Annotated in this window: 22 protein-coding genes and 1 pseudogene; 2 read left to right on the top strand and 21 right to left on the bottom strand. The window is 55.2% G+C overall.

The window, feature by feature from the left end:
• Nucleotides 1–14 precede the first annotated feature (14 nt).
• Nucleotides 15–356, bottom strand: a complete 342-nt coding sequence (locus HBO19_RS28585) for a hypothetical protein (RefSeq protein WP_262386303.1) — start codon at nucleotides 354–356, stop codon at nucleotides 15–17.
• Nucleotides 357–706: 350 nt separating this feature from the next.
• Between HBO19_RS28585 and HBO19_RS21115 the strand changes: the two are divergent.
• Nucleotides 707–1,836: pseudogene (locus HBO19_RS21115) on the top strand (MFS transporter).
• A gap of 29 nt (nucleotides 1,837–1,865) precedes the next feature.
• Here the strand turns inward: HBO19_RS21115 and HBO19_RS21110 are convergent.
• The 6 genes from HBO19_RS21110 to HBO19_RS21085 form a co-directional block, all read right to left on the bottom strand.
• Nucleotides 1,866–2,333, bottom strand: a complete 468-nt coding sequence (locus HBO19_RS21110; RefSeq protein ID WP_170058238.1) for a DUF411 domain-containing protein — start codon at nucleotides 2,331–2,333, stop codon at nucleotides 1,866–1,868.
• Complete coding sequence (locus HBO19_RS21105; RefSeq protein WP_170058237.1) at nucleotides 2,323–3,117, bottom strand: cytochrome c; 795 nt, start codon at nucleotides 3,115–3,117, stop codon at nucleotides 2,323–2,325. Before HBO19_RS21105 ends, HBO19_RS21110 begins: the two co-directional genes overlap by 11 nt.
• 9 nt (nucleotides 3,118–3,126) lie before the next feature.
• The gene (locus HBO19_RS21100; protein ID WP_170058236.1) at nucleotides 3,127–4,227 is read right to left on the bottom strand and encodes a copper resistance protein B; all 1,101 of its coding nucleotides are present in this window, start codon (nucleotides 4,225–4,227) and stop codon (nucleotides 3,127–3,129) included.
• Entirely contained in the window at nucleotides 4,199–4,471 is a 273-nt protein-coding gene (locus tag HBO19_RS21095) for a hypothetical protein (protein ID WP_139273583.1), read from the bottom strand. The genes HBO19_RS21100 and HBO19_RS21095 overlap by 29 nt, the downstream gene beginning before the upstream one ends.
• A gap of 12 nt (nucleotides 4,472–4,483) precedes the next feature.
• On the bottom strand, nucleotides 4,484–6,346 hold the full coding sequence (locus HBO19_RS21090) for a copper resistance system multicopper oxidase (protein ID WP_170058235.1): 1,863 nt from the start codon (nucleotides 6,344–6,346) through the stop codon (nucleotides 4,484–4,486).
• Nucleotides 6,347–6,564: 218 nt separating this feature from the next.
• Entirely contained in the window at nucleotides 6,565–6,771 is a 207-nt protein-coding gene (locus tag HBO19_RS21085) for a co-regulatory protein PtrA N-terminal domain-containing protein (RefSeq protein WP_034114927.1), read from the bottom strand.
• A gap of 398 nt (nucleotides 6,772–7,169) precedes the next feature.
• Between HBO19_RS21085 and flgB the strand changes: the two genes are divergently transcribed.
• The gene (gene flgB, locus HBO19_RS21080; protein ID WP_170058234.1) at nucleotides 7,170–7,583 is read left to right on the top strand and encodes a flagellar basal body rod protein FlgB; all 414 of its coding nucleotides are present in this window, start codon (nucleotides 7,170–7,172) and stop codon (nucleotides 7,581–7,583) included.
• A gap of 269 nt (nucleotides 7,584–7,852) precedes the next feature.
• Here flgB and HBO19_RS21075 read toward each other — a convergent pair whose 3' ends face one another.
• From HBO19_RS21075 to HBO19_RS21010, 14 genes are all read right to left on the bottom strand, one after another.
• On the bottom strand, nucleotides 7,853–8,053 hold the full coding sequence (locus tag HBO19_RS21075; protein WP_034114911.1) for a heavy-metal-associated domain-containing protein: 201 nt from the start codon (nucleotides 8,051–8,053) through the stop codon (nucleotides 7,853–7,855).
• Nucleotides 8,054–8,477: 424 nt separating this feature from the next.
• Entirely contained in the window at nucleotides 8,478–8,939 is a 462-nt protein-coding gene (locus tag HBO19_RS21070) for an ATP-binding protein (protein WP_170058233.1), read from the bottom strand.
• A gap of 165 nt (nucleotides 8,940–9,104) precedes the next feature.
• Nucleotides 9,105–10,148: a cytochrome D1 domain-containing protein gene (locus HBO19_RS21065; RefSeq protein WP_170058232.1), complete on the bottom strand. Its 1,044-nt coding sequence runs from the start codon at nucleotides 10,146–10,148 to the stop codon at nucleotides 9,105–9,107.
• 153 nt (nucleotides 10,149–10,301) lie between these two features.
• A complete protein-coding gene (locus HBO19_RS21060) occupies nucleotides 10,302–12,551 on the bottom strand; it encodes a heavy metal translocating P-type ATPase (protein ID WP_262386311.1) in 2,250 nt (749 codons plus the stop codon).
• Between the two features lie 89 nt (nucleotides 12,552–12,640).
• On the bottom strand, nucleotides 12,641–12,895 hold the full coding sequence (locus tag HBO19_RS21055) for a DUF2933 domain-containing protein (protein ID WP_034114928.1): 255 nt from the start codon (nucleotides 12,893–12,895) through the stop codon (nucleotides 12,641–12,643).
• Between the two features lie 97 nt (nucleotides 12,896–12,992).
• On the bottom strand, nucleotides 12,993–13,529 hold the full coding sequence (locus tag HBO19_RS21050) for a plastocyanin/azurin family copper-binding protein (protein WP_016779390.1): 537 nt from the start codon (nucleotides 13,527–13,529) through the stop codon (nucleotides 12,993–12,995).
• A gap of 169 nt (nucleotides 13,530–13,698) precedes the next feature.
• Nucleotides 13,699–14,052: a co-regulatory protein PtrA N-terminal domain-containing protein gene (locus HBO19_RS21045; RefSeq protein ID WP_029611224.1), complete on the bottom strand. Its 354-nt coding sequence runs from the start codon at nucleotides 14,050–14,052 to the stop codon at nucleotides 13,699–13,701.
• Nucleotides 14,053–14,368: 316 nt separating this feature from the next.
• A complete protein-coding gene (locus HBO19_RS21040; RefSeq protein WP_080758783.1) occupies nucleotides 14,369–14,686 on the bottom strand; it encodes a heavy-metal-associated domain-containing protein in 318 nt (105 codons plus the stop codon).
• Nucleotides 14,687–15,016: 330 nt separating this feature from the next.
• Nucleotides 15,017–15,673, bottom strand: a complete 657-nt coding sequence (locus HBO19_RS21035) for an isoprenylcysteine carboxylmethyltransferase family protein (RefSeq protein WP_034114912.1) — start codon at nucleotides 15,671–15,673, stop codon at nucleotides 15,017–15,019.
• An 11-nt stretch (nucleotides 15,674–15,684) separates the two neighbouring features.
• Entirely contained in the window at nucleotides 15,685–15,996 is a 312-nt protein-coding gene (locus HBO19_RS21030) for a DUF2933 domain-containing protein (protein WP_034114913.1), read from the bottom strand.
• Nucleotides 15,997–16,041: 45 nt separating this feature from the next.
• A complete protein-coding gene (locus HBO19_RS21025; RefSeq protein WP_034114914.1) occupies nucleotides 16,042–16,395 on the bottom strand; it encodes a cupredoxin domain-containing protein in 354 nt (117 codons plus the stop codon).
• 27 nt (nucleotides 16,396–16,422) lie between these two features.
• The gene (locus HBO19_RS21020; protein WP_080758784.1) at nucleotides 16,423–18,726 is read right to left on the bottom strand and encodes a heavy metal translocating P-type ATPase; all 2,304 of its coding nucleotides are present in this window, start codon (nucleotides 18,724–18,726) and stop codon (nucleotides 16,423–16,425) included.
• Between the two features lie 66 nt (nucleotides 18,727–18,792).
• A complete protein-coding gene (locus HBO19_RS21015; protein WP_034114930.1) occupies nucleotides 18,793–19,197 on the bottom strand; it encodes a MerR family transcriptional regulator in 405 nt (134 codons plus the stop codon).
• 304 nt (nucleotides 19,198–19,501) lie between these two features.
• Nucleotides 19,502–19,597 (bottom strand): transposase domain-containing protein (locus HBO19_RS21010; RefSeq protein ID WP_147392735.1); only part of this gene is annotated, 96 nt, incomplete at its 5' end.

Genomic DNA, 19,597 nt, shown 5'->3' with positions numbered 1-19,597 from the left:
GTGGGGTACAGGAATCAAGCGCGAGGCGGTCGCCACACCCCGGAGGGAGCCTGAGTAGGCAGGGAGTCGCTGAAGATTGTTAGTATTTGCGGACTGGACAAACGGGTGGCAGGTTTCCCCAACAACACTTGTAGCAGACTGGCGCTCCTGCATTCCTGACCAGGTTTGCAGGGTTTGCCATGATCGGCGGAGCTGCTCATATCACCGCAGCAGTCCTGGTTCATATCATCCATCATGGTCATACCCGTCGTGTTCGTCGGGCAAGGCTCTGTCGGTGACTGAATGCCCGCCATCCCGCTCAGGGGAAGCGCCAAGCTGATCAGAAAAATGAGGAACAACCGCAGATAGCGTTTCATGCGAGGAAGTTTAGTCGCTGGCGACGGGCGATACCATTACGAATCTGTCAGGTAGAACCAGCAGCAACGGCGCTCCTTAATTTAGCGGCCTGTCTATACGCATGCTGATAGGTCAGGCTTCGTAAATGATTGTCTCGTGAGTCGGTAATGCCACGATAAGGATCACCGAAACGGGTAGAACCAGTGGACCGTGCCGAGAACAGCGATCAACAACAGATAGATACCCGCCAAACACCTACTATCCTACCGCCTATAAGTTTGTTGAGCAGGTAGCTCAATATGAGCTCGCCGCAACAGAATCACTGGACGCTGTAGATACACTTGCGGACGACAGCCAAGGAAACTGGAATATGTCCGAGACAATAGCTACACATAGCATTCCCCGTACGGTCTGGGCGCTAGGTTTCGTCAGCCTGTTCTTGGACTTTTCTTCAGGAATGGTTCATAGCTTGCTGCCTATCTTTCTGGTGGGCACTCTAGGCATCAGCATAATCACTCTGGGTCTGATCGAGGGCATTGCGGAGGCGACGGCCCTGATAGTGAAAGTGTTTTCAGGGGCGATCAGCGACTACGTCGGTCGTCTCAAGGGCTTGCTGCTGGTTGGCTAGGGTCTTGCGGCACTCACCAAGCCGCTCTTTCCATTGGCTCACTCTGCAGAAATGGTGTTCACCGCACGCTTTCTGGATCGGATCGGCAAAGGTATTCGCGGCGCTCCACGTGATGCCCTGGTCGCTGATGTATCGCCACCGCAGATCCGTGGCGCTTGCTTCGGTTTACGTCAATCCATGGATACGATAGGGGCCTTCCTCGGGCCAGCAGTAGCCATCCGCCTGATGTATGCCTTCAGTGAAAACATTCCACTGGTGTTATGGATCGCGGTGATACCGGCGTTGGTAGCGGTCAGTCTGATTTTTATTGGCGTCGATGAGTCCGAACACGAGCATTCAGCTCAGCGCTTTCGTTCACCCTGGCACGTTTTAGTGAGGCCTTCCTGGGCTTGCGCGCTCAGCAAGCAGGGTTGCCTGCAACCTGGGTGCCGATAGTAATGCCTTGTTCTACACGCTCTCGGCCTACCCTGTGGGGAAGCGCTCTGACCGTGTAAGTCGCACAAGACTCCTCAGGGTCGGGTTGATATTGCTGATCTTGTCCGATCTGGTTCTAGCCAGTGCCGAATCCGTCTCAATGTTGATACTCGGCGTCGCCCTATGGGGACTTCATATGGGATTCAGTCAGGGGCTACTGGCTGCGCTTGTCGCTGACACGACACCGGCAGAATTGAAAGGAACCGCTTTCGGGATTTTCAACCTGGTGAGTGGTGTATCCATGTTGCTGGCAAGCGGGATTGCGGGGTTACTTTGGCAAACGTATGGCTCAGCAATGACATTGCTGAGCCGGCGCGGTTTTTTCTGCGATAGCGCTCATACTGCTGATAGCACAACGTAGCAAGAGCACACATCGCTTGCATGATCACGGGCAGTGATCATGCAAGAATCAAGGAAAGTTTGAAACTTAGTTTGCCGGGTACTCGGCAATCACTTGGTCAGTACCTGCTTTGCTCAGGCCGATGACCTGATAAACATCCTGCTTCCCACCGACCTCCATGCCAGGCGAGCCTGCCGGCATGCCCGGCACAGCTATCCCGATAAGGTCGTCGCGTTTGCTCAAAGCAACTATTTGCTCGGCAGGCACGTGGCCTTCAACAAACTTGCCGTTGATCACCGCGGTGTGGCATGACGAGAGACGCGGAGCAACACCCAGGCCCTGCTTGACCGCGCTCATGTTGGTTTCTACATGATCAACAACGGTGAAGCCGTTAGCTTCAAGGTGCTGCATCCACTTCTTGCAGCATCCACAGTTAGCGTCACGATGGACGTCGATCGTCATCGATTCTGCTGCATGACCAGCGGAACTGATAAACAGAGCCGCGAATGCAGCGAGGCGAAGTGCCCGGCCAGGACGAAGAAAGTTATTTCGCATGGGTATGCTCCTTCCCATCAGCATGGGTATGAGTTTTTGGCTGATCCGCAGGAGCATCTGCACCCTCAGTATGAGCATGCTCAGTACTTTCATCCTGAGAGGGTGCTGCGTCTTCATCATGAAGATGCGCACTATTTTTGTCGTCATGATGATCGTCGGACTCAGCTACTTCTTCAGCTCCGCCTGCATCATGATGTCCAGCGGCAGCCTCTTTTTGACCGTCATGCTGTCCTTCATGGTTATGCATTTTGGTCTCGCCGCCACCGTGTTGGTGGCCATCGCTGCTTGCTGTCAGGGCCTTATATTGCTCTGCATCCAAGGTGGGAAGCTGCTGAAGAAAAGCAACCATCCCCCAGATGTAGGGGTCGGCCATGCTTTTGCCCCAGGCTGGCATGCCTGTGGACTTGATACCGTGCTTGATGATCCAGAAGGCGGCGGCTGGATTTCCATCAACGCCCAGTTTTGAAAGATTTGGAGGTGCCGGGTAAAGGCTTTTACTCAACTCGGTTCCAGCGACACTCGGAGCCAGGTGGCAGCCAATGCACATTGAGTTGTAATTGCCTGCACCTGCACGAATGAGAGCTTCATCGCTTAGGTCGGGGACTTTAATGTCGCGTGAACGCACTGCAATCGAGCGATCCCGAGCAGTGGACAGAAGTGCGTAAACGGGATCGGAGTGGGGTTCATCGGCCCCAACGTTGAACACACCAAAATGCACGACGCCGGCCCCCATGATGACTGCAACCACACCGGCAGCAGCCAACGTTTTTATTGTTCTTTTCATATAAGGTTCTCAAAACCACATCCGAATACCTACGACAAATCGCGCCTCGTTCGTATCCTCTCCTTCATCGCTAGCGAGGTCTGCGGTCTTGCCATAGGAGCGACTCCAGGTAACGCCGATGTAGGGGGCAAACTCGCGGACAAGCTCGTAGCGCAACCGCAAACCTACTTCGGTATTGGCCAAACCAGAACCAATGCCGCGTTGCGGGTCGTTTTTCCCGTAAAAGTTCATTTCGGCTGTGGGCTGCAAGATCAAGCGATTGGTAAGCAGAATGTCGTAATCGCCCTCTAACCGAGCCGCGGTCTGCCCGTTCTCACCAATGAATGCGGTGGCTTCCGCTTCAAAGTTGTAGAGAGCCATCCCTTGGATACCCAAAGCGCCCCAAGTCTGTGGCGAGCCTGGTTTAAAATCTTGACGCACCCCGGTAACAACGTCCCACCACGGACTGATCGAGTGCCCCCACAGTGCTGTGATTTCGGCGCTCTCGGTTACACCGTTGGTACGTTCACCTTCCGAACGCAGCCACAGACGATCAACGTCCCCACCGATCCATCCCGTAGCGTCCCAGCTCAGGGCACTGCCGTTGTCAGCGTCCTGATACTCGAACTGATCGAGGAGAAAGAACGTGTTGAGGCTTTTGTCAGAGAGGCCATGACCAGCCACCGGAGGAAAGGCGGCTTCACGATCAGCGTCGGTCAGTACCGGAATAGGGGTTCGGCTCGTGGTAGTCGCCCTTGCATCCATACTCATTTTGCTGTGGTCCATGCCTTCCATCTGGCCTTGATCCATTTGCCCATGATTCATTTTGCTATGGTCCATCGGCTTTTCTTGGCCTTGGCCCATGTTCATTTTACTGTGGTCCATAGGCTCCATCGAACCATGATCCATCTTGGAATGGTCCATCTGGCTGTCTTTGGCGGGGATCGACTTTTGAACCCCCGAGGGTTTCGAGTCCGAACTCGAGGGCATGGTCATCGACGGATCCATTGCCTCAGCGGCGTTCGCCAAGCCAAAAAAAGCGGGGCTGATGGAGACGGTCAGTGCCAGCAGGGTTGGGCGTAAAAAATTACTGGTCATGATCTCAATCCGCTTTTTTAGTTTTTTGGTCATGATCCATCGACTCATCGCTCATTTTGCTGTGATCCATCGAGCCATGGTCCATGGAACTGTGATCGGTTTTGGATTCATTGGTCTTGGGTTTTTGGGTTGACTCTGGCTTGTCCGTTGATGATGCAGGAGTTGGATGGGAATGATCGCCACCGCTTTCTCCTGCCAGTGCAACGGGCACTCCCCCTAATAGGCCAATGACGAGGGCGCAACCGATCAGCGACTTACGATTCAGATATGTGTTCATAATCCGTCTCCTTTACTCATCAACCCGTACTTCACGGAACATGCCCATTTCCATATGGAATAGCAGGTGGCAGTGATAGGCCCAGCGACCCAACGCATCAGCGGTGACTCGATAGCTGCGTTTGGTTCCTGGTGGCATGTCGATCGTGTGTTTGCGCACCATGAATTTCCCGTTCTCATCCTCAAGGTCACTCCACATACCGTGGAGGTGGATGGGGTGAGTCATCATGGTGTCGTTCACCAGCGTAATGCGCAGACGCTCGCCATACTTGAGGCGCAATGGTTCGGCGTCAGAGAATTTGATGCCGTTGAATGACCAGGCGAACTTTTCCATATGACCGGTCAGGTGCAGCTCAATGGTGCGATTGGGCTCGCGGCCATCCGGATCCTGGAAAGTGCTCTTAAGGTCAGAGTAGGTAAGCACGCGACGGCCATTGTTGCGCAAGCCAATACCCGGATCGTTGAGCTTCGGCGTAGGGGTCATGGCTTGCATGTCAACCAGGGGGTTATTGGTTTCGGAGGCGGGGTGAGTCTGCATCTCTCCGCCCATGCCGCCCATACCTGCCATACCGGACATGTCACCCTGGTCCATACCTGCCATATTGCTGTGGTCCATACCGGTCATATTGGACATGTCATCCTGGCCCATGCCGGTCATTTTGCTGTGATCCATGCCGGCCATACCGGACATGCCACCTTGCTTCGTAGCGCCGCCATCCATGCCCGCCATGCTGCCATGGTCCATACCGGCCATACCGCCCATCCCCATGTCATCCATGGTCACAAGAGGGCGAGGATCAATCGCCGGTATCGGCGCCTTCAATCCTTCGCGCACGGCCAAGGTTCCGCGCGCATAACCGGTTCGATCCATGGACTGGGCAAAAATGGTATACGCCTCTTGACTGGCAGGCTCGACGATCACGTCATAGGTCTCTGCCACGGCGATGCGGAATTCGTCGACGCTGACCGGGTTGACGTGCTGGCCGTCGGCGGCCACAACGGTCATTTTCAAGCCTGGGATACGGACGTCGAAATAGCTCATACCCGAGCCGTTAATGAAGCGTAGGCGCAGCTTCTCTCCCGGCTTAAAAATACCTGTCCAGTTACCGTTGGGGGCCTGGCCGTTCATGAGGTAGGTGTAAGTATCCCCACTGACGTCCGCGAGATCGGTGGGGTTCATTTTCATTTCGGCCCACATCTTCCGATCCGCCACTGTCGCGGACCAGCCTTTCTCGCTGACATCGTCGATGAAGTCGCCCACGGTACGCTTGTGGTGGTTGTAGTAGTCCGATTGTTTCTTGAGCTTGGCCATGACGCGAGCAGGATCTTCATCGGTCCAGTCGGTCAGCATCACCACGTAATCGCGGTCGTACTGAAAAGGCTCCGGCTCTTTTGAATCGATCACGATGGGGCCATATACGCCAGCTTGTTCCTGAAAGCCCGAGTGGCTGTGGTACCAGTACGTACCGTTCTGATGCACCTTGAATTTATACTCGTACATGCCATCGGGGGCGATGCCGTGGAAACTCAAGCCCGGCACTCCATCCATGTTGGCCGGCAAGATGATCCCGTGCCAATGGATTGAAGTGTCCTGATCCAGGCGGTTTTTTACCCGCAGCGTGACCGTTTCCCCTTCGCGCCAGCGCAGCAATGGTCCCGGCAAGGAGCCATTGATGGTCATGGCCGTGCGTGGCGAGCCGGTGATGTTTACCGGGGTTTCACCAATAAACAGATCAAATTCGTTGCCGGTGAGTACGCTCGGCAGACCAGGACTGGTCACTGCCCATACAGGAGTGCGCCAAAGGCCAAAGCCGCCGAGAATGCCACCAGCGGCCAAGCCTTTAACGAATGTCCGCCTAGAGGTTTTGGAATGCATGCCGTTTATATCCAGTCAGTCGAAAGGGAAACCGTGCGAAACACGCTGTGGATTGTGCTTATAGGTTAGCGGGCTCTCAGGAGCTCGTCTCGAATCTCTATGAACCTTGCCCGCCGCCGCAAAGGACTAAACTCATACGGCAGGCGAGCTCAGAAATTGCCACATTTTAACCACCGAGGTGATTACATTTCTGTCAGCTTGGGAGTGCATCGAGCCGTTCAATATTTGGCTTGGTCGACAGCGTTGGCTTTGCTCTCGGCTACTGGGGGTTGAGTGCCTTGCTTTTGGGCAATTTGGTACGCGTCCATTGACCTCTTCATTGCAGCCTCCATGCGCGCGAACGTCCGGTCACCGCCACCTTCGGCCATCGCCAGAGAAGAGACGGTCAAAGCGGCTATGACAAACAGGGTTTTAATGGATTTCATGGGGGTATCCTCGAATAAGTTTTGGTCATCCCGTTGAATCCACATTGAAAAATGATTCTTGGGGCTGAGCTCAAGGCTCGATATAACTTTAGGACTCATCCCCTGTCAGAAACCTTAGGTGAATATTACAGTTGTGTCAGGCTGCCACTTTTCTCTTGAATAGCAGGCGGATTAATTCGTAAGCTCTCACTCATCCAAGCAACACTGCATCGTATTTAACCGATTAAAATTTATATATGACAATTTTGTAAGCTTCCCGTCATTTTTAAAGAGATTCGATGGTTTTTGAACAGCTGAACAGGATCTGAAATTCGTCGACGCTGATGCATTGTATTTAACCTTGAGTGTTCGATATGCGTATTGCGTCGGGTCTGGTAATTCCACAAAGGTGATTAGGTGTGAGTATTAGTTTTGAAAAAGCCGTTGGTTCTGCGGAAAGAGCGTTAATTTATCGCAGCCAAAGAGCGGAGGTGCTGAGCAATAATATAGCTAACGCCGATACGCCAAATTTCAAGGCCCGCGACTTGGACTTTCCTGCCTTGCTTGCAAGCCAGTCAAAGCGAATGACGGATGCTCAGTTTTCTTTACAAACAACAAACCTAAAGCACATTGCTGGGAACGGATCAGCAGCCGAAATTGATGAGAGAGCTTTACTTTACAGAATTCCAAATCAACCGTCCCTGGACCAAAATACCGTGGATCAGCAAGTCGAGCTTGCGAAGTATACGGAAAATGGAATTCATTTCGAGGCAGCGTTCACCCGACTCAATGGTTCATTTAAAGGCCTGATTAAGGCTCTTCGTGGGGAGTAATTGCCAAAAAATAAGTACCCGCATTATAGAATAGGCCGGTTATCTCTGCCTTGGTTGCCCTAAACTCAATGTCAGCAGACTTCGACCCATTGCCTACCACATTATGCACATTGAACCATTGAGGCTGGCTGGATAGGTACTGAAGCTATTACTCCAGGAAAATGCCAAGAAGACGTGGCCCAGCTCATCTCAGCCTTGGGCTCATATCTGAAATGAACCCAGGGAGAGCCTGTATATGGGAGCGTTAAAGCTGGAGCGGATCAGCACCATCAGGCGCTGATTTTGGAAGGAAAACCCAATGTTTCCACAGCTGCGCGGACTCGCTCAGGGTTTTCGCTACTTTCAACGTTGACCTTGCCGGCAGCACGATCCACCAAAACCCTTGCCTCGCTATCCAACGCGTGAATAGCTTTGGTGATTTTGCTAATGCAGCTGCCGCAACCAATGCCGGACACATCTAAGACGAACATAGTTATTCCTCTCGTATTGAGCGGCTTCTTTAGCCGCAAACACAGCATAAACGTTGACATGATGGCAAGGTCAAGTCTTGCCTGCACCCTGGTTTGGGGAGATCGCAGAAAACGGAGTTCCGCACACTAAGCGACAACCGACCGGCTTCAGCCTTTGTGACACGGCCTATGTCAGGCTGGAGCACACCTCAATCAGGCACACCTGTCAGGGTCGGGGATCGTACGCATGCTAGACCTTGCACTGGGTACGCAGGTAGGAGCCGCCAGCCCTTGTTTCTGGTCGCCCCCGACAATCGCCGTGATGAGGTTGCACAGCAACTCAAGAGACCCGTTTTCTCGCGAGTATCCGAGCTGGGCATCCGATATCTTCCCTACAACCAACTTAAAGAGCATAGGGAAGCGATTGGGCGATTCGGCTCCAGTATCAAACCGTTGATGGAGATTTCCCAGCCGCTCTAACTTTTCCTGGTCGAGGCTTGCCGGACTGCTTTAAAGCCGGAAATACCAATGTGAAAGGCGTTTCGCCATCCTTTTGGCTGCACATCCGGACTTGTCCGCCATGGGACAACATGATGGAACGCACAATGGCCAGGCCGAGCCCGGTACCGCCCACCGGAGCGCGCACGGCCGGAATCAACGCGGTAAAAGCGATCAAGGACCCGCTCCAGATGGGCCGGGGCGACTCACCCAAGTTGGTCACCGCCAAGGTGACGTTTGGGCCTTCTGCAGCGATGGCTAAGGTGACCTTTGAATTGAAAGCGGCATGACGGACAGGGTTAGACACCAGATTGGTGATTGCACGCTGCACCAGCAAACGGCCTCCCAAGATTTTTGCATCTCCGGTCACTTCCAAAACGATGCCCTTGTCTTCAGCGATCAGAGACAAATAGTCAGTTACCCGATTCACTTCGTGAGCGATCGCTATGTGTCGAACATGACGGGGTTCTGAAACAGCAGGCTAAACGCCTGCTCGCAGGCGTCGTTGCAGGCTTCGCGGATTTTTTCCAGGGCTTGGGTCTCGCTCCCTGGGCTGCACGCGACGGTCAAACCGTCAAGGCGTCACGCTGATGCCGTTGGGGGCCTTGCCGACCGGTACGGTCTTCGTGACTTTGCGGTCCTTCACGTCGAGCACGGAGACCGAGTTGGCGTAGGTGTTGGTAACGTATGCGTACCGTCCGTCACGGTCGACGACCACGCCATGAGCACCGGCGCCAGTCACGACTGTCTTGGCGACCTTGAAACTCTCCAGGTCGATCAGGCTGACGGTTTTGCCAGGCTTCTTCGGCGTGCCCTGGTTGGCCACCAGCAGCGTGCGCGAATCCGGCGTGACGTACAGCTGGATAGGCACCGTTCCGACGGCGACCTTGCGAATCACCTGGCGCGTGGCCGGGTCTATCACGGCGACTGCGTTTTCCTCCGACAGCGACACCAAGACAAGACGACCGTCCGGCGTGAAGCCGACTTGAGCCGGACCCTTGCCTACCTGCACCTGCGCGATCTCCTTCTGGCTGACGGTATCAATGACCGACACCGTGCCGCCCTTGAGGTTGGCGACGTAGGCCTGCTTGCCGTCCGGACTGATGCGAAGACCGTGGGGAAACTTACCGACCGGAATTGTGGCGACAACACTCTGCGCCGATGTGTCAATCACACTCACCGTGTCGTCGCCGCCGTTGGTGACGTAGGCAAAGCGGCCATCTGGCGACACCACCACATGGGCCGGGTGCGTGCCGACCGGCACCTTGGCGATTACCGCGTCACTACTGGTATCAATGGCCCAAACGGCTCCTACCGTCGCCATCGCGCTGTGTTCACCTTTGACCATTTCCTTATGCACAGAGCCAGCCGCCTGATCAGGCTCGCCGTTATTGGTCACCCATACGACCTTTCCGTCGGGCGATACCTGCACGTTGTGCGGTGTCTTGCCGACGCGCACGCTTGCCAGTGTCTTGAACGTCGCGGCATCGAGCACGCTGACCGTGTCAGCGCCCTCATTGGCCACATACACCTTGTCAGCGGCCCATGTAGCGCCGGACCAGGCCAGCAGCCCGATCTGTATTGCCGTTAAAAACCACTTACCTTTACTTGTCAGCATGATTAATCCTTATTGAGAAAATAAAACTTCTATCGTCAGGCCTCAGCCTGCGGCGGCCCGTCTTGGATGCCATTACCGGCCACGCCGCCTCTAATCTTGTGATTCACCTCCTTGACCGTGACAGCCGCCGTTGATACCACCAAAACAGCGGAGTCATACGCGTCTGTTTCGCAGCCGCAAAGCGTTGCCGATCACCGACACCGAACTCAAGCTCATGGCCAGCGCGGCAATCAGCGGCGACAGCAGCCAGCCGGTCAGCGGATACAGCACGCCGGCCGCAATCGGGATGCCCAGCGCGTTGTACAAAAAGGCAAACATCAGGTTTTGCTTCATGTTGCCCACCGTGGCTTCCGACAATGCGCGCGCAATCGCAATCCCGCGTAGATCGCCCTTGACCAGCGTGATCTGGGCGCTGTTCATCGCCACGTCGGTTCCGGTGCCCATGGCCACGCCGATATCGGCCTTGGCCAGCGCCGGCGCGTCGTTGATGCCGTCGCCCGCCATGGCCACCACGCGGCCTTCCTTTTGCAACCTTTCCACCAGCAGCAGCTTGTCGGCCGGCTTGACCTCGCCATGCACCTCGTCGATGCCCAGGCGGGCTGCAACAGCCTTGGCCGTGGTCAGGCCGTCGCCGGTCGCCATCACGATGCGCAGCCCCGAAGCCTTGAGCGTCGCCAAGGCTTCCGGCGTGCTGGCTTTGATCGGGTCGGACACGGCCAGCAGGCCCATCAGCTGGCCATCGACTGCCAGGTGCATCACGCTGGCGCCTTCTGCGCGCAAGGCCTCGGCCTGCGGCACCAGGGCAGCGACCGAGACGCCGATCTGCTCCATCAGCGTGGTGTTGCCCAGCGCCAGTTGACGCCCTGCCACCTGCCCACGCACGCCGATGCCCGAGCCGGACTCGAAATTCTCGGGCTTGTCGAGCAGCATGCCGCGCTCGCGGGCGGCGCGCACGATGGTTTCGGCCAGCGGGTGCTCGCTGCCCTGGTCCAGGCTGGCGGCCAGGCGCAGCACCTCGTCGGCATCAAAGCCGGGCGCAGGCACGGCGCGCTCGAACGTCGGACGGCCCTCGGTCAGGGTGCCGGTCTTGTCGATGATGAGGGTGTCGATTTTTCGCATGTTTTCGATCGCTGCAGCATCGCGGAACAGCACGCCGTGCGTTGCGCCGCGACCGGTGGCGACCATGATGGACATCGGCGTGGCCAGGCCCAGCGCGCAGGGGCAGGCAATGATCAGCACCGACACCGCGTTGATCAGGCCGAACACCCAGCGCGGCTCGGGACCGAACAGGCCCCAGCCGAGGAAGGCCAGCAGGGCGATCCCCATAACGGTGACGACAAAGTAGCCCGCCACGACGTCGGCCATGCGCTGCATCGGCGCCCGGGAACGCTGGGCCTGCGCCACCATCTGCACGATCTGGGCCAGCATTGTGGTCGCGCCTACATGTTCAGAGCGCATCACCAGTGCGCCGCTGGTGTTGAGCGTGGCGCCGATCACCTTGTCGCCCACGCGCTTGGTGACCGGTATCGGCTCGCCCGTGAGCATGGATTCATCGACCGAGCTGCCGCCTTCAGTTACCACGCCGTCCACTGGCACCTTCTCGCCAGGGCGAACGCGCAGCAAGTCGTCCACATGTACATGGTTCAGCGGGATATCCTCTTCGGTGCCGTCCTCCCGGATGCGGCGGGCGGTCTTGGGCGCCAGGCCCAGCAGCGACTTGATGGCCGCCGAGGTCTGCGACCGGGCCTTGAGTTCGAGCACCTGGCCCAGCAGCGTGAGCGAGATGATCACGGCGGCCGCTTCAAAGTACACGGCGACGCGGCCCATGGAGATGAACGAGGCCGGGAACACCTGCGGCGTGACCGTCGCGACCACGCTATAGACGAAAGCCGCACCGGTGCCCAGACCAATCAAGGTCCACATGTTCGGACTGAGGTTCACCACGGACTGCCACCCGCGCGTAAAGAACGGCCATCCGGCCCACAGGACGATGGGGATCGACAGCACCAGTTCGACCCAGCTCTGCACGGTCATGTCCATCCACTGGAAACGGTGGCCGAACATGGCGAGAACAAAGACCATGCCTGTCAGCGGCAAGGTCCACCAGAAGCGGCGCTGAAAATCGCGCAATTCGGGGTTCTCATCGTCGTCGAGTTCCGGCAGCAAGGGCTCCAGCGACATGCCGCATTTGGGGCAGTTGCCCGGATGGTCCTGACGTATCTCGGGGTGCATCGGGCAGGTGTAGATGGTGCCGGCGGCCGCTGGCGCTGTCTCCGCCGGTGGTGCCAGCGTGAGGTATTGCAGCGGATTCGCCGCAAACTTGCCCTGACACTTGGTGCTGCAGAAGTAATAAGGCCGGCCCTCGTGCGTTAACTTGTGAACAGACTGCTCCGTGACGGTCATGCCGCACACCGGATCACGTAGACCTTCACCTTGGGGGTTTAATGGATGGGAGTGATTATGGTCGTGGTGGCTCGTGTTGGTGGCCATGATTATTTTCCGTCCTCATCCTTGTTGGCTTCTGCCTGATCACCATCTCGACCATGCCCTCCATGGCCATGTCCAAAAAAATGCATCAAAGGACAAATCAACAGGATCAGATAGGGTAAATAAGGCGAAACATGGCTGAAATGTTCCCTGACCACGTAGAAAGCGCTGATCGCAACCAGCATGATCAGTAAGACACCCGTTTTGCTCCTCCAGAAAGACGAAGGAGCGTTTTCAACCGAATGCTGATGGTTAGTCATGATGTAGTCCCCACTGTCCTCGCAAAAGTTGCGGTGACGTCTGCGACTGAGAGTAGTCAACGCTCGCTTTGAGGCGGTGATATCGATCAAGCCACGTTTACTTCACTTCAAACTGACCAACCATTCCTGATTGGTAATGACCTGGTACGTTGCAGGCGAACTCCAGCCCAGCGCTCTTGGTGAACGTCCAAATGAGCTCTTTGGTTGCGCCAGGTTCGATCAAAACACTGTTGGGATCGTTGTGCTCCATCCCGACCATCTTCATTCCTCCCATGCTGTGTCCCATATCGTTCATGCTTTGCCCGGACCCAATAGGCGTGAGCGTGCCGTTCTGGAACATGGCTGCCATCTCTTTTTGGTGAGCAGCATGTGCAGCTGCGTTACCAATATTGAATTCATGCAGCAGCGAACCTTCGTTGCGCAGGACGAATCGAACCGTCTCTCCGGGTTTGACATTGATGTTTTTGGACGCGAAGAAAATGTCGCCCATTTTCACCTCAACGGTGCGGGTAACCTCGGCAGCGGTTCCAGGTTGACCAATGTCATCTTTGCCATGCCCCACACTAGCCATGGCTGTAGCACCGAAAAATAGAGCCATTGTCGCGATAACAGGGGTACAAAATTTAGCGTTCATAGTGACCTCAAGGATGAGCGAGAAAAACACTCGTTATGTTAAAGCGACTGAGCTGCCAGTTAACTGACCTGAGCACTACATTTCTGTCAGTTTTTAAAATAAACAACGGCGTCTAAGCGACGTCGTTTGTAATCGCAATTAATTGCGAAAAGCCTTGAAAACAGGATATTTACTGATGGTTTTCTGAAAGCATTAGTTTGTGTTCGCGTTGCATTTGGTTCAAAACGTCATCGACGATTTTGTCGTGCTTCTCCATCCAGGCGAGATGCTGTTGGGGCGACATTGATGCATCGGGATGGTCTTGATGGAGTTGGCTCATGATCTCGCCAAGCATTTTCATGTGGTCTGCCATGTGCACATGGCGTTGGCCCGCTGGGGCTTTTTCGGCTTGAATCAGAACGGTTTCCGCTTTATTACGCATGTTTTCCATGCGTTCCATCACTCGATCTCCGCCGCCCTCAGCCCAAGCCGAGGCCGAGAGCAGGATCGAGCCAACCAGAAACACGGTTTTGAGATAGCTCAAGCCGTAAATGTTGTCGATTTCTTTAATCGCGTCCTCAACGCGCCCCAGGTTCTGAGGTGCAAGTTTGAGGTGGCGCACGACCAAATTGGTTTCTGAAACGCCCAGACGATGCTTGCTTTCGCTCATCATTAACCCCCATTGGGTTCCAATCGTTTGACTGCAGATACACTATTGACAACGGCGCCCACGGACAGATCGAAGCGGGCCAACGGCACTCTGACCCGCTTCGATAACCCTGCCCATCAGGGTTATCGGTGGTGTAATCGGCTTGCCCATTTCCGTCAGCACCTGCGCCGGGAAATATGACCACTTACAACTAACAGCACCCGCCTTTGCTCTTGCCACTGCCGCTACCACAATGCCCGCTCTGAGCTGGAGCTGGAGCGGGTGCCGGTTCGGCATTGGCGCGAGCCGAGTAACCGGCAGTAACGACTGCCGAGACGAGATCGGCCGTACTGACATAAGCCGGGTCGTAGGTAACCGTCGCTTGCCCCGCTTCCAGGTAAACGGCGGCTGATTGCACGCCGTTTACCTGTATTAATGCTTTTTCCACACCGGCCACACAGCTGCCACAGTGCATGCCATCAATCTTAATAATCAAAGTTTCCATTGGTTTTTCCTCTGTCTCTTTCACGTTATTAGCTCCATCGCTGCAAGCAGCACGCTGGTCGTCAGCTGTTAGTCATGGGCATGGTCAGTCTGACTATTATTTGCCGAGCCCATCGGCATCATCATGCTCATACGAGCATCGATTCACTTATGTTTTTTTCTATCAGCACTTGGCGTTTTTCCGCATTATGTTTCTTGCTTTACTTCAGCCATCATTTTTTCATTCCATGCATGTGTTCATGTGTTCATGCGTTTTCATCATCTGCGCCTGGTCCATCATCATTGGCACCAACGGGGGTGGCTACTGCGGCGGCGATGGCGATGCTAGTAATTAACTTTTTCATGACTGCCTTCCTCAGGTTCTGTCGACATTGGGTAGAGAGGTTTTGATCATGGGAATCCAGGCCGGTGTGTTGTGCATATATGCGCGGTATTCGTCGCCAAACTCAGCTAACGCCATTTGCTCTTCGCGTTTGGCGAGTCGCAAATAAACCACCACCAATATTGGAAACATCACCAGCGTGGGGAGCGTTGGCCACTGCAATAAAAAGCCGAACATAATCATAATAAAAGCGATGTATTGCGGGTGGCGGCAGCGGGCATACCAGCCAGTGCTAGCAAGTGATCGGGTTTGTTGGGCCTTGTGCAATACCGCCCACGCCGAGGAGAGCATAAAAAATCCCAGTACGATGACTACGTTGCTGGCAATATGCAGCGGATCCCAGTGGGCGTTACCCTCAAAGCCCAAAAGGGTATGCCACAGATGGCCGTTTTCATGGGATAGGAAATCCACCCCCGGATATTTTTCAGCCAGCCAGCCCGACAAAAAATAGATACTCAGTGGAAAGCCATACATTTCGGTGAACAGCGCGACCACAAACGCAGAGAATGCGCCTAGGCTGCGCCAATCGGCCTTGGTTTGCGGCTTGGTAAAGCTGAACGCAAAAAAAATGAAAATAGCGGAATTTATTATTACTAAAGTCCAGAGACCATAAGCGGACTCATTGTGCATAACCTAGCTCCTTAGTGTTGATGGTGGTCAGTCTGGCGCTTGCCTGTATCCAGCCCGCGCTGATAGGCGGCGCGCTCGGCGGCACTGTCTCCGGACATAGTCTTGGGCGTATCTGCACCGCCCTGCTCATGCCCACCATGCCCACCATGTCCACCGTGCATAAAAATATGCATCAACGGGCACAGCAAAATGATTAGGAACGGCAAAAATACAAACACATGCTGGCGATGCTCCATCAGCAAAAAATAACTGACCGCACCAATCAGACCCAGCGCTGCTAATCCTTTAGGCGACCACCAGAAAGAACTTTTTTCGTTACTCATATTCGGCCTCTACGCTAAAATAAAAACACTGGCCCACCGCCTGCCTTATTTCACGTGCAAGGCACCGCGATACATTTGCATTTGGCAATGAAAGGCATAGTCCCCTGCCTTCAGCGCTGGCAGAGCAACTTGTATGGGTTTGTTCAGCGGCAGTGTCTCGCTGATATCTAAGTCAGGCCACAACACTAACTCGGCACAGGGCGTTGCATCCTTGCGCAAAAAGGTAAGGTTGATTGGGGTATTGGCTGGCACTTGAATATTGGCCGGTGTATAGCCGCCATTTTCCACGACGACCATCAAACCTTGCTCGCCCAGGGCGACTTCCTTCGGCTTATACAGCCAGAACCACCAAACAATCAGGGCAATCAGGACCAGCCCTGCAATATTGATTAGCCACATGGTGAAATCCCTCGTGCTATACGACAGTTAATGTTCCTGCGCCTTGAACAGGCGCAGGCGATTGGCATTGGTAACTACGGTGACGGAGGAAAATGCCATGGCGGCGCCAGCGATGACGGGGTTCATTAGCACGCCTAGCACCGGAAACAACACGCCGGCCGCTACTGGCACACCGGCAACGTTGTAGATAAAAGCCCCAAACAGGTTTTGCTTGATATTGCGCAGGGTGGCCTTGCTCACTGCAATCGCATCGGCCAGTCCGTGCAGCGACCCACGCATCAGGGTGATATCCGCGCTTTCAATCGCCACATCGGTGCCCGTGCCGATGGCAAAGCCAACATTGGCCAACGCCAACGCCGGAGCATCGTTGATGCCATCCCCGGTCATGCCAACAATTTCATTTTGCATCTGCAATTCGGCCACTTTCTTGGCCTTGTCTGCGGGTTGAACTTCGGCAAAAAACTCACTGATGCCCACTTTTTCTGCCACGGCTTTGGCGGTGGCGCGGTTGTCACCAGTGAGCATGATCACGCGAATGCCGTTGTTCTGCAGGCGCTTGATAGCCGCAACGGAATCCTCCTTGATGGGGTCGGCCACCGCGATGATGGCGGCAAACCGACCATCCACCGCAAAATACATGGGCGTTTTAGCTTCACTGGCTAGGCGCTGGGCCGCTTCAATGAATTCACTGACATTGATACCGCGCTCGCGCATCAGCTTTTCATTGCCGAACAGCAACGCCTGGCCGGCGACCCGTGCCTCTACACCCTGACCGGCGATGGCATTGAACGATTCGACCTTGTCGAGGGTTAAGTTGCGCTCCTTGGCCGACTCAACAATGGCCATCGCTAACGGATGTTCTGATCCGGACTCCACACTGGCCGCCAGTTGCAGCACCTGCTCCTGATTAAAATCGGCCTGGGTCACAATGTCGGTCACCTTGGGGGAGCCTAGGGTGATGGTCCCGGTCTTATCCAGAATCATGGCGGTGATCTTCGACGCGGTTTGCAGCGCCTCACCGTTGCGAATCAGGACACCCGCCTCAGCCGCTTTGCCCACCCCTACCATCACCGACATCGGCGTAGCCAGGCCGAGTGCACAGGGGCAGGCAATAATCAGCACAGTCGTGGCTGAGACTATGGCAAGAGCGATGGCCGGTTCCGGCCCGAAGTTCAGCCAAGCCAGCGCACTCAGCACTGCGATGATCATTACCACTGGCACAAAGTAGGCCGCAATCACATCGGCCATGCGCCCGATGGGCGGTTTGGAGTTTTGCGCACGCTTGACCATATTGATGATCTGCGCCAGCGCCGTGTCTTTACCCACGCGGGTAGCTTTGAAAACCAAGGTGCCGGTTTTGTTCAGGGTACCGGCCGCCAGCTTGTCGCCCGTAGACTTCTCCACCGGCATCGGTTCGCCAGTCAACATGGATTCATCGACGGCGGTATGGCCTTCCTGGACCTCTCCGTCCACCGGGATTTTTTCACCGGGGCGCACGCGCACCAAATCGTTGAGCAACACCTGCTCGATTGCAATGTCCAGTTCTTCGCCGTCGCGAATCACTCGTGCGGTTTTGGCTTGCAAGCCGATCAGGCGTTTGATCGCCTCACTGGTGCGGCCACGCGCTTTCAGCTCTAGCGCCAGCCCCAGATCGATCAGACCGATGATGATGGCGGTGGCTTCGAAGTAGACATGGCGCGCCATCAGCGGCACTGCATCTGGTGCGAACACCACCACCATGGAGTAGAGCCATGCCGTGCCAGTACCCAAGGCAATCAGGGTGTCCATATTGGCCGAATGATTTTTAAAGGATTGCCATGCCCCCACGTAAAAGTGACGGCCCGACACAATCATCACCGCAAGCGTCAGCAGCCCCACCACCAGCCAGACAACGCGCTCGACCGTGGTGGTAATCGTCATCTCGCCCACCACCAGGCTGTAGATCATCAGTGGCACACCCAGTGCCAGCGCGATCCAGGTTTTGCGCATCAATCTTTGGTAATAGGCCAAGTCAGCTTGTTCTTTCTCATCGAGCACATCGCTTTCCGACTCACTGGCCATATTTTTGGCGTTGTAGCCGGCCCGCTCCACCGCTTTCACCAACAACTCGGTAGCCGCACTGCCCTGTACCTGTACCGTGCGGTTGGCGAAGTTCATTTCTGCCGATTGCACGCCAGGCACGGCCATGAGCGCCTTTTCAATTTTGCCAACACAACTGGCGCAGCCCGCTCCTTCAATAATCAGGCTTTGACTGCTCGCAATAGCAGTCGCTTGATTTTCGGCAGGTGTCAGATGACCGTGATCGTGGAAAGCCGGAGGACTGTGATTCATGGTTGGGTCCTTATTATTGACGTCAGAATTAACAGCGCAGGGTCGCCTGCAAGCTAAGCCCGGGCTTTACAACGTAAAGCCTTCGATCAGATGGCAGATGCTGTTGCCACTGGGCTGCCGGTCCGGCCTACTGCCCCATTCGTTGAGTGCAGCGAGCATGCGCTTGCGCAGTTTCTGCATATCCTCAAACCGTTGCGTAGTCTCCTGCAGGCGCAGGGCAATCAGGTGGCGCACCGTGGGGCAGGCGCTTTTACCTCCATCGGCCTCAGCCAGTATTTGCGCAATATCGGCCACAGAAAACCCCAGTTGCCGTGCACTTAAAATAAACCGGAGGCGGTTTTCGTCGCGCTCGCGATATGACTTATAACCATTTGATTGGTCTTTGCCGGGTGTTACAAAACCAGCGCGGGTGTAGTAGCGAATAGTGTCGTCGCTAACTCCGAGCTTTTTGGCCAACTCGTTAACACGCATTGTTATCTTCCCACTGAATATTGCGATACAAACACTGTGGGCCATCTCGGCAAACTGCATTTGATCCAAATCAATCTATAGCGTCAAACCTAGGATTAACTCGCCACTCATTGATACGTTTTACACCTGTGTGTAAGACACAGGTCAAGCACCGGATCCTTTGCAAATAGGCACTTGAGATCGATGCCGCCGTGTATACAGCACCATTAACCGCCATGGATTTAAAGTTGCACCGACACCCTTGACTATTTCCCATGTAAATACCAAAAGTTCGTAAGCGTACGCCGAACTCACCTTGCGCGACTCAGGCAGGCGCCCACTGATGCGGCAGCAGTTGGCCGACCTCACTCGCCCGTTGCGTCGGCAGGCGTGTCAGCACGTCCTTGAGATAGGCATACGG

This window comes from Pseudomonas sp. WS 5021, assembly GCF_012985535.1.
GTDB lineage: Bacteria > Pseudomonadota > Gammaproteobacteria > Pseudomonadales > Pseudomonadaceae > Aquipseudomonas.
Note: the sequence above shows the minus strand (reverse complement) of the source record. Positions and strands in the feature narration are given on the sequence as shown.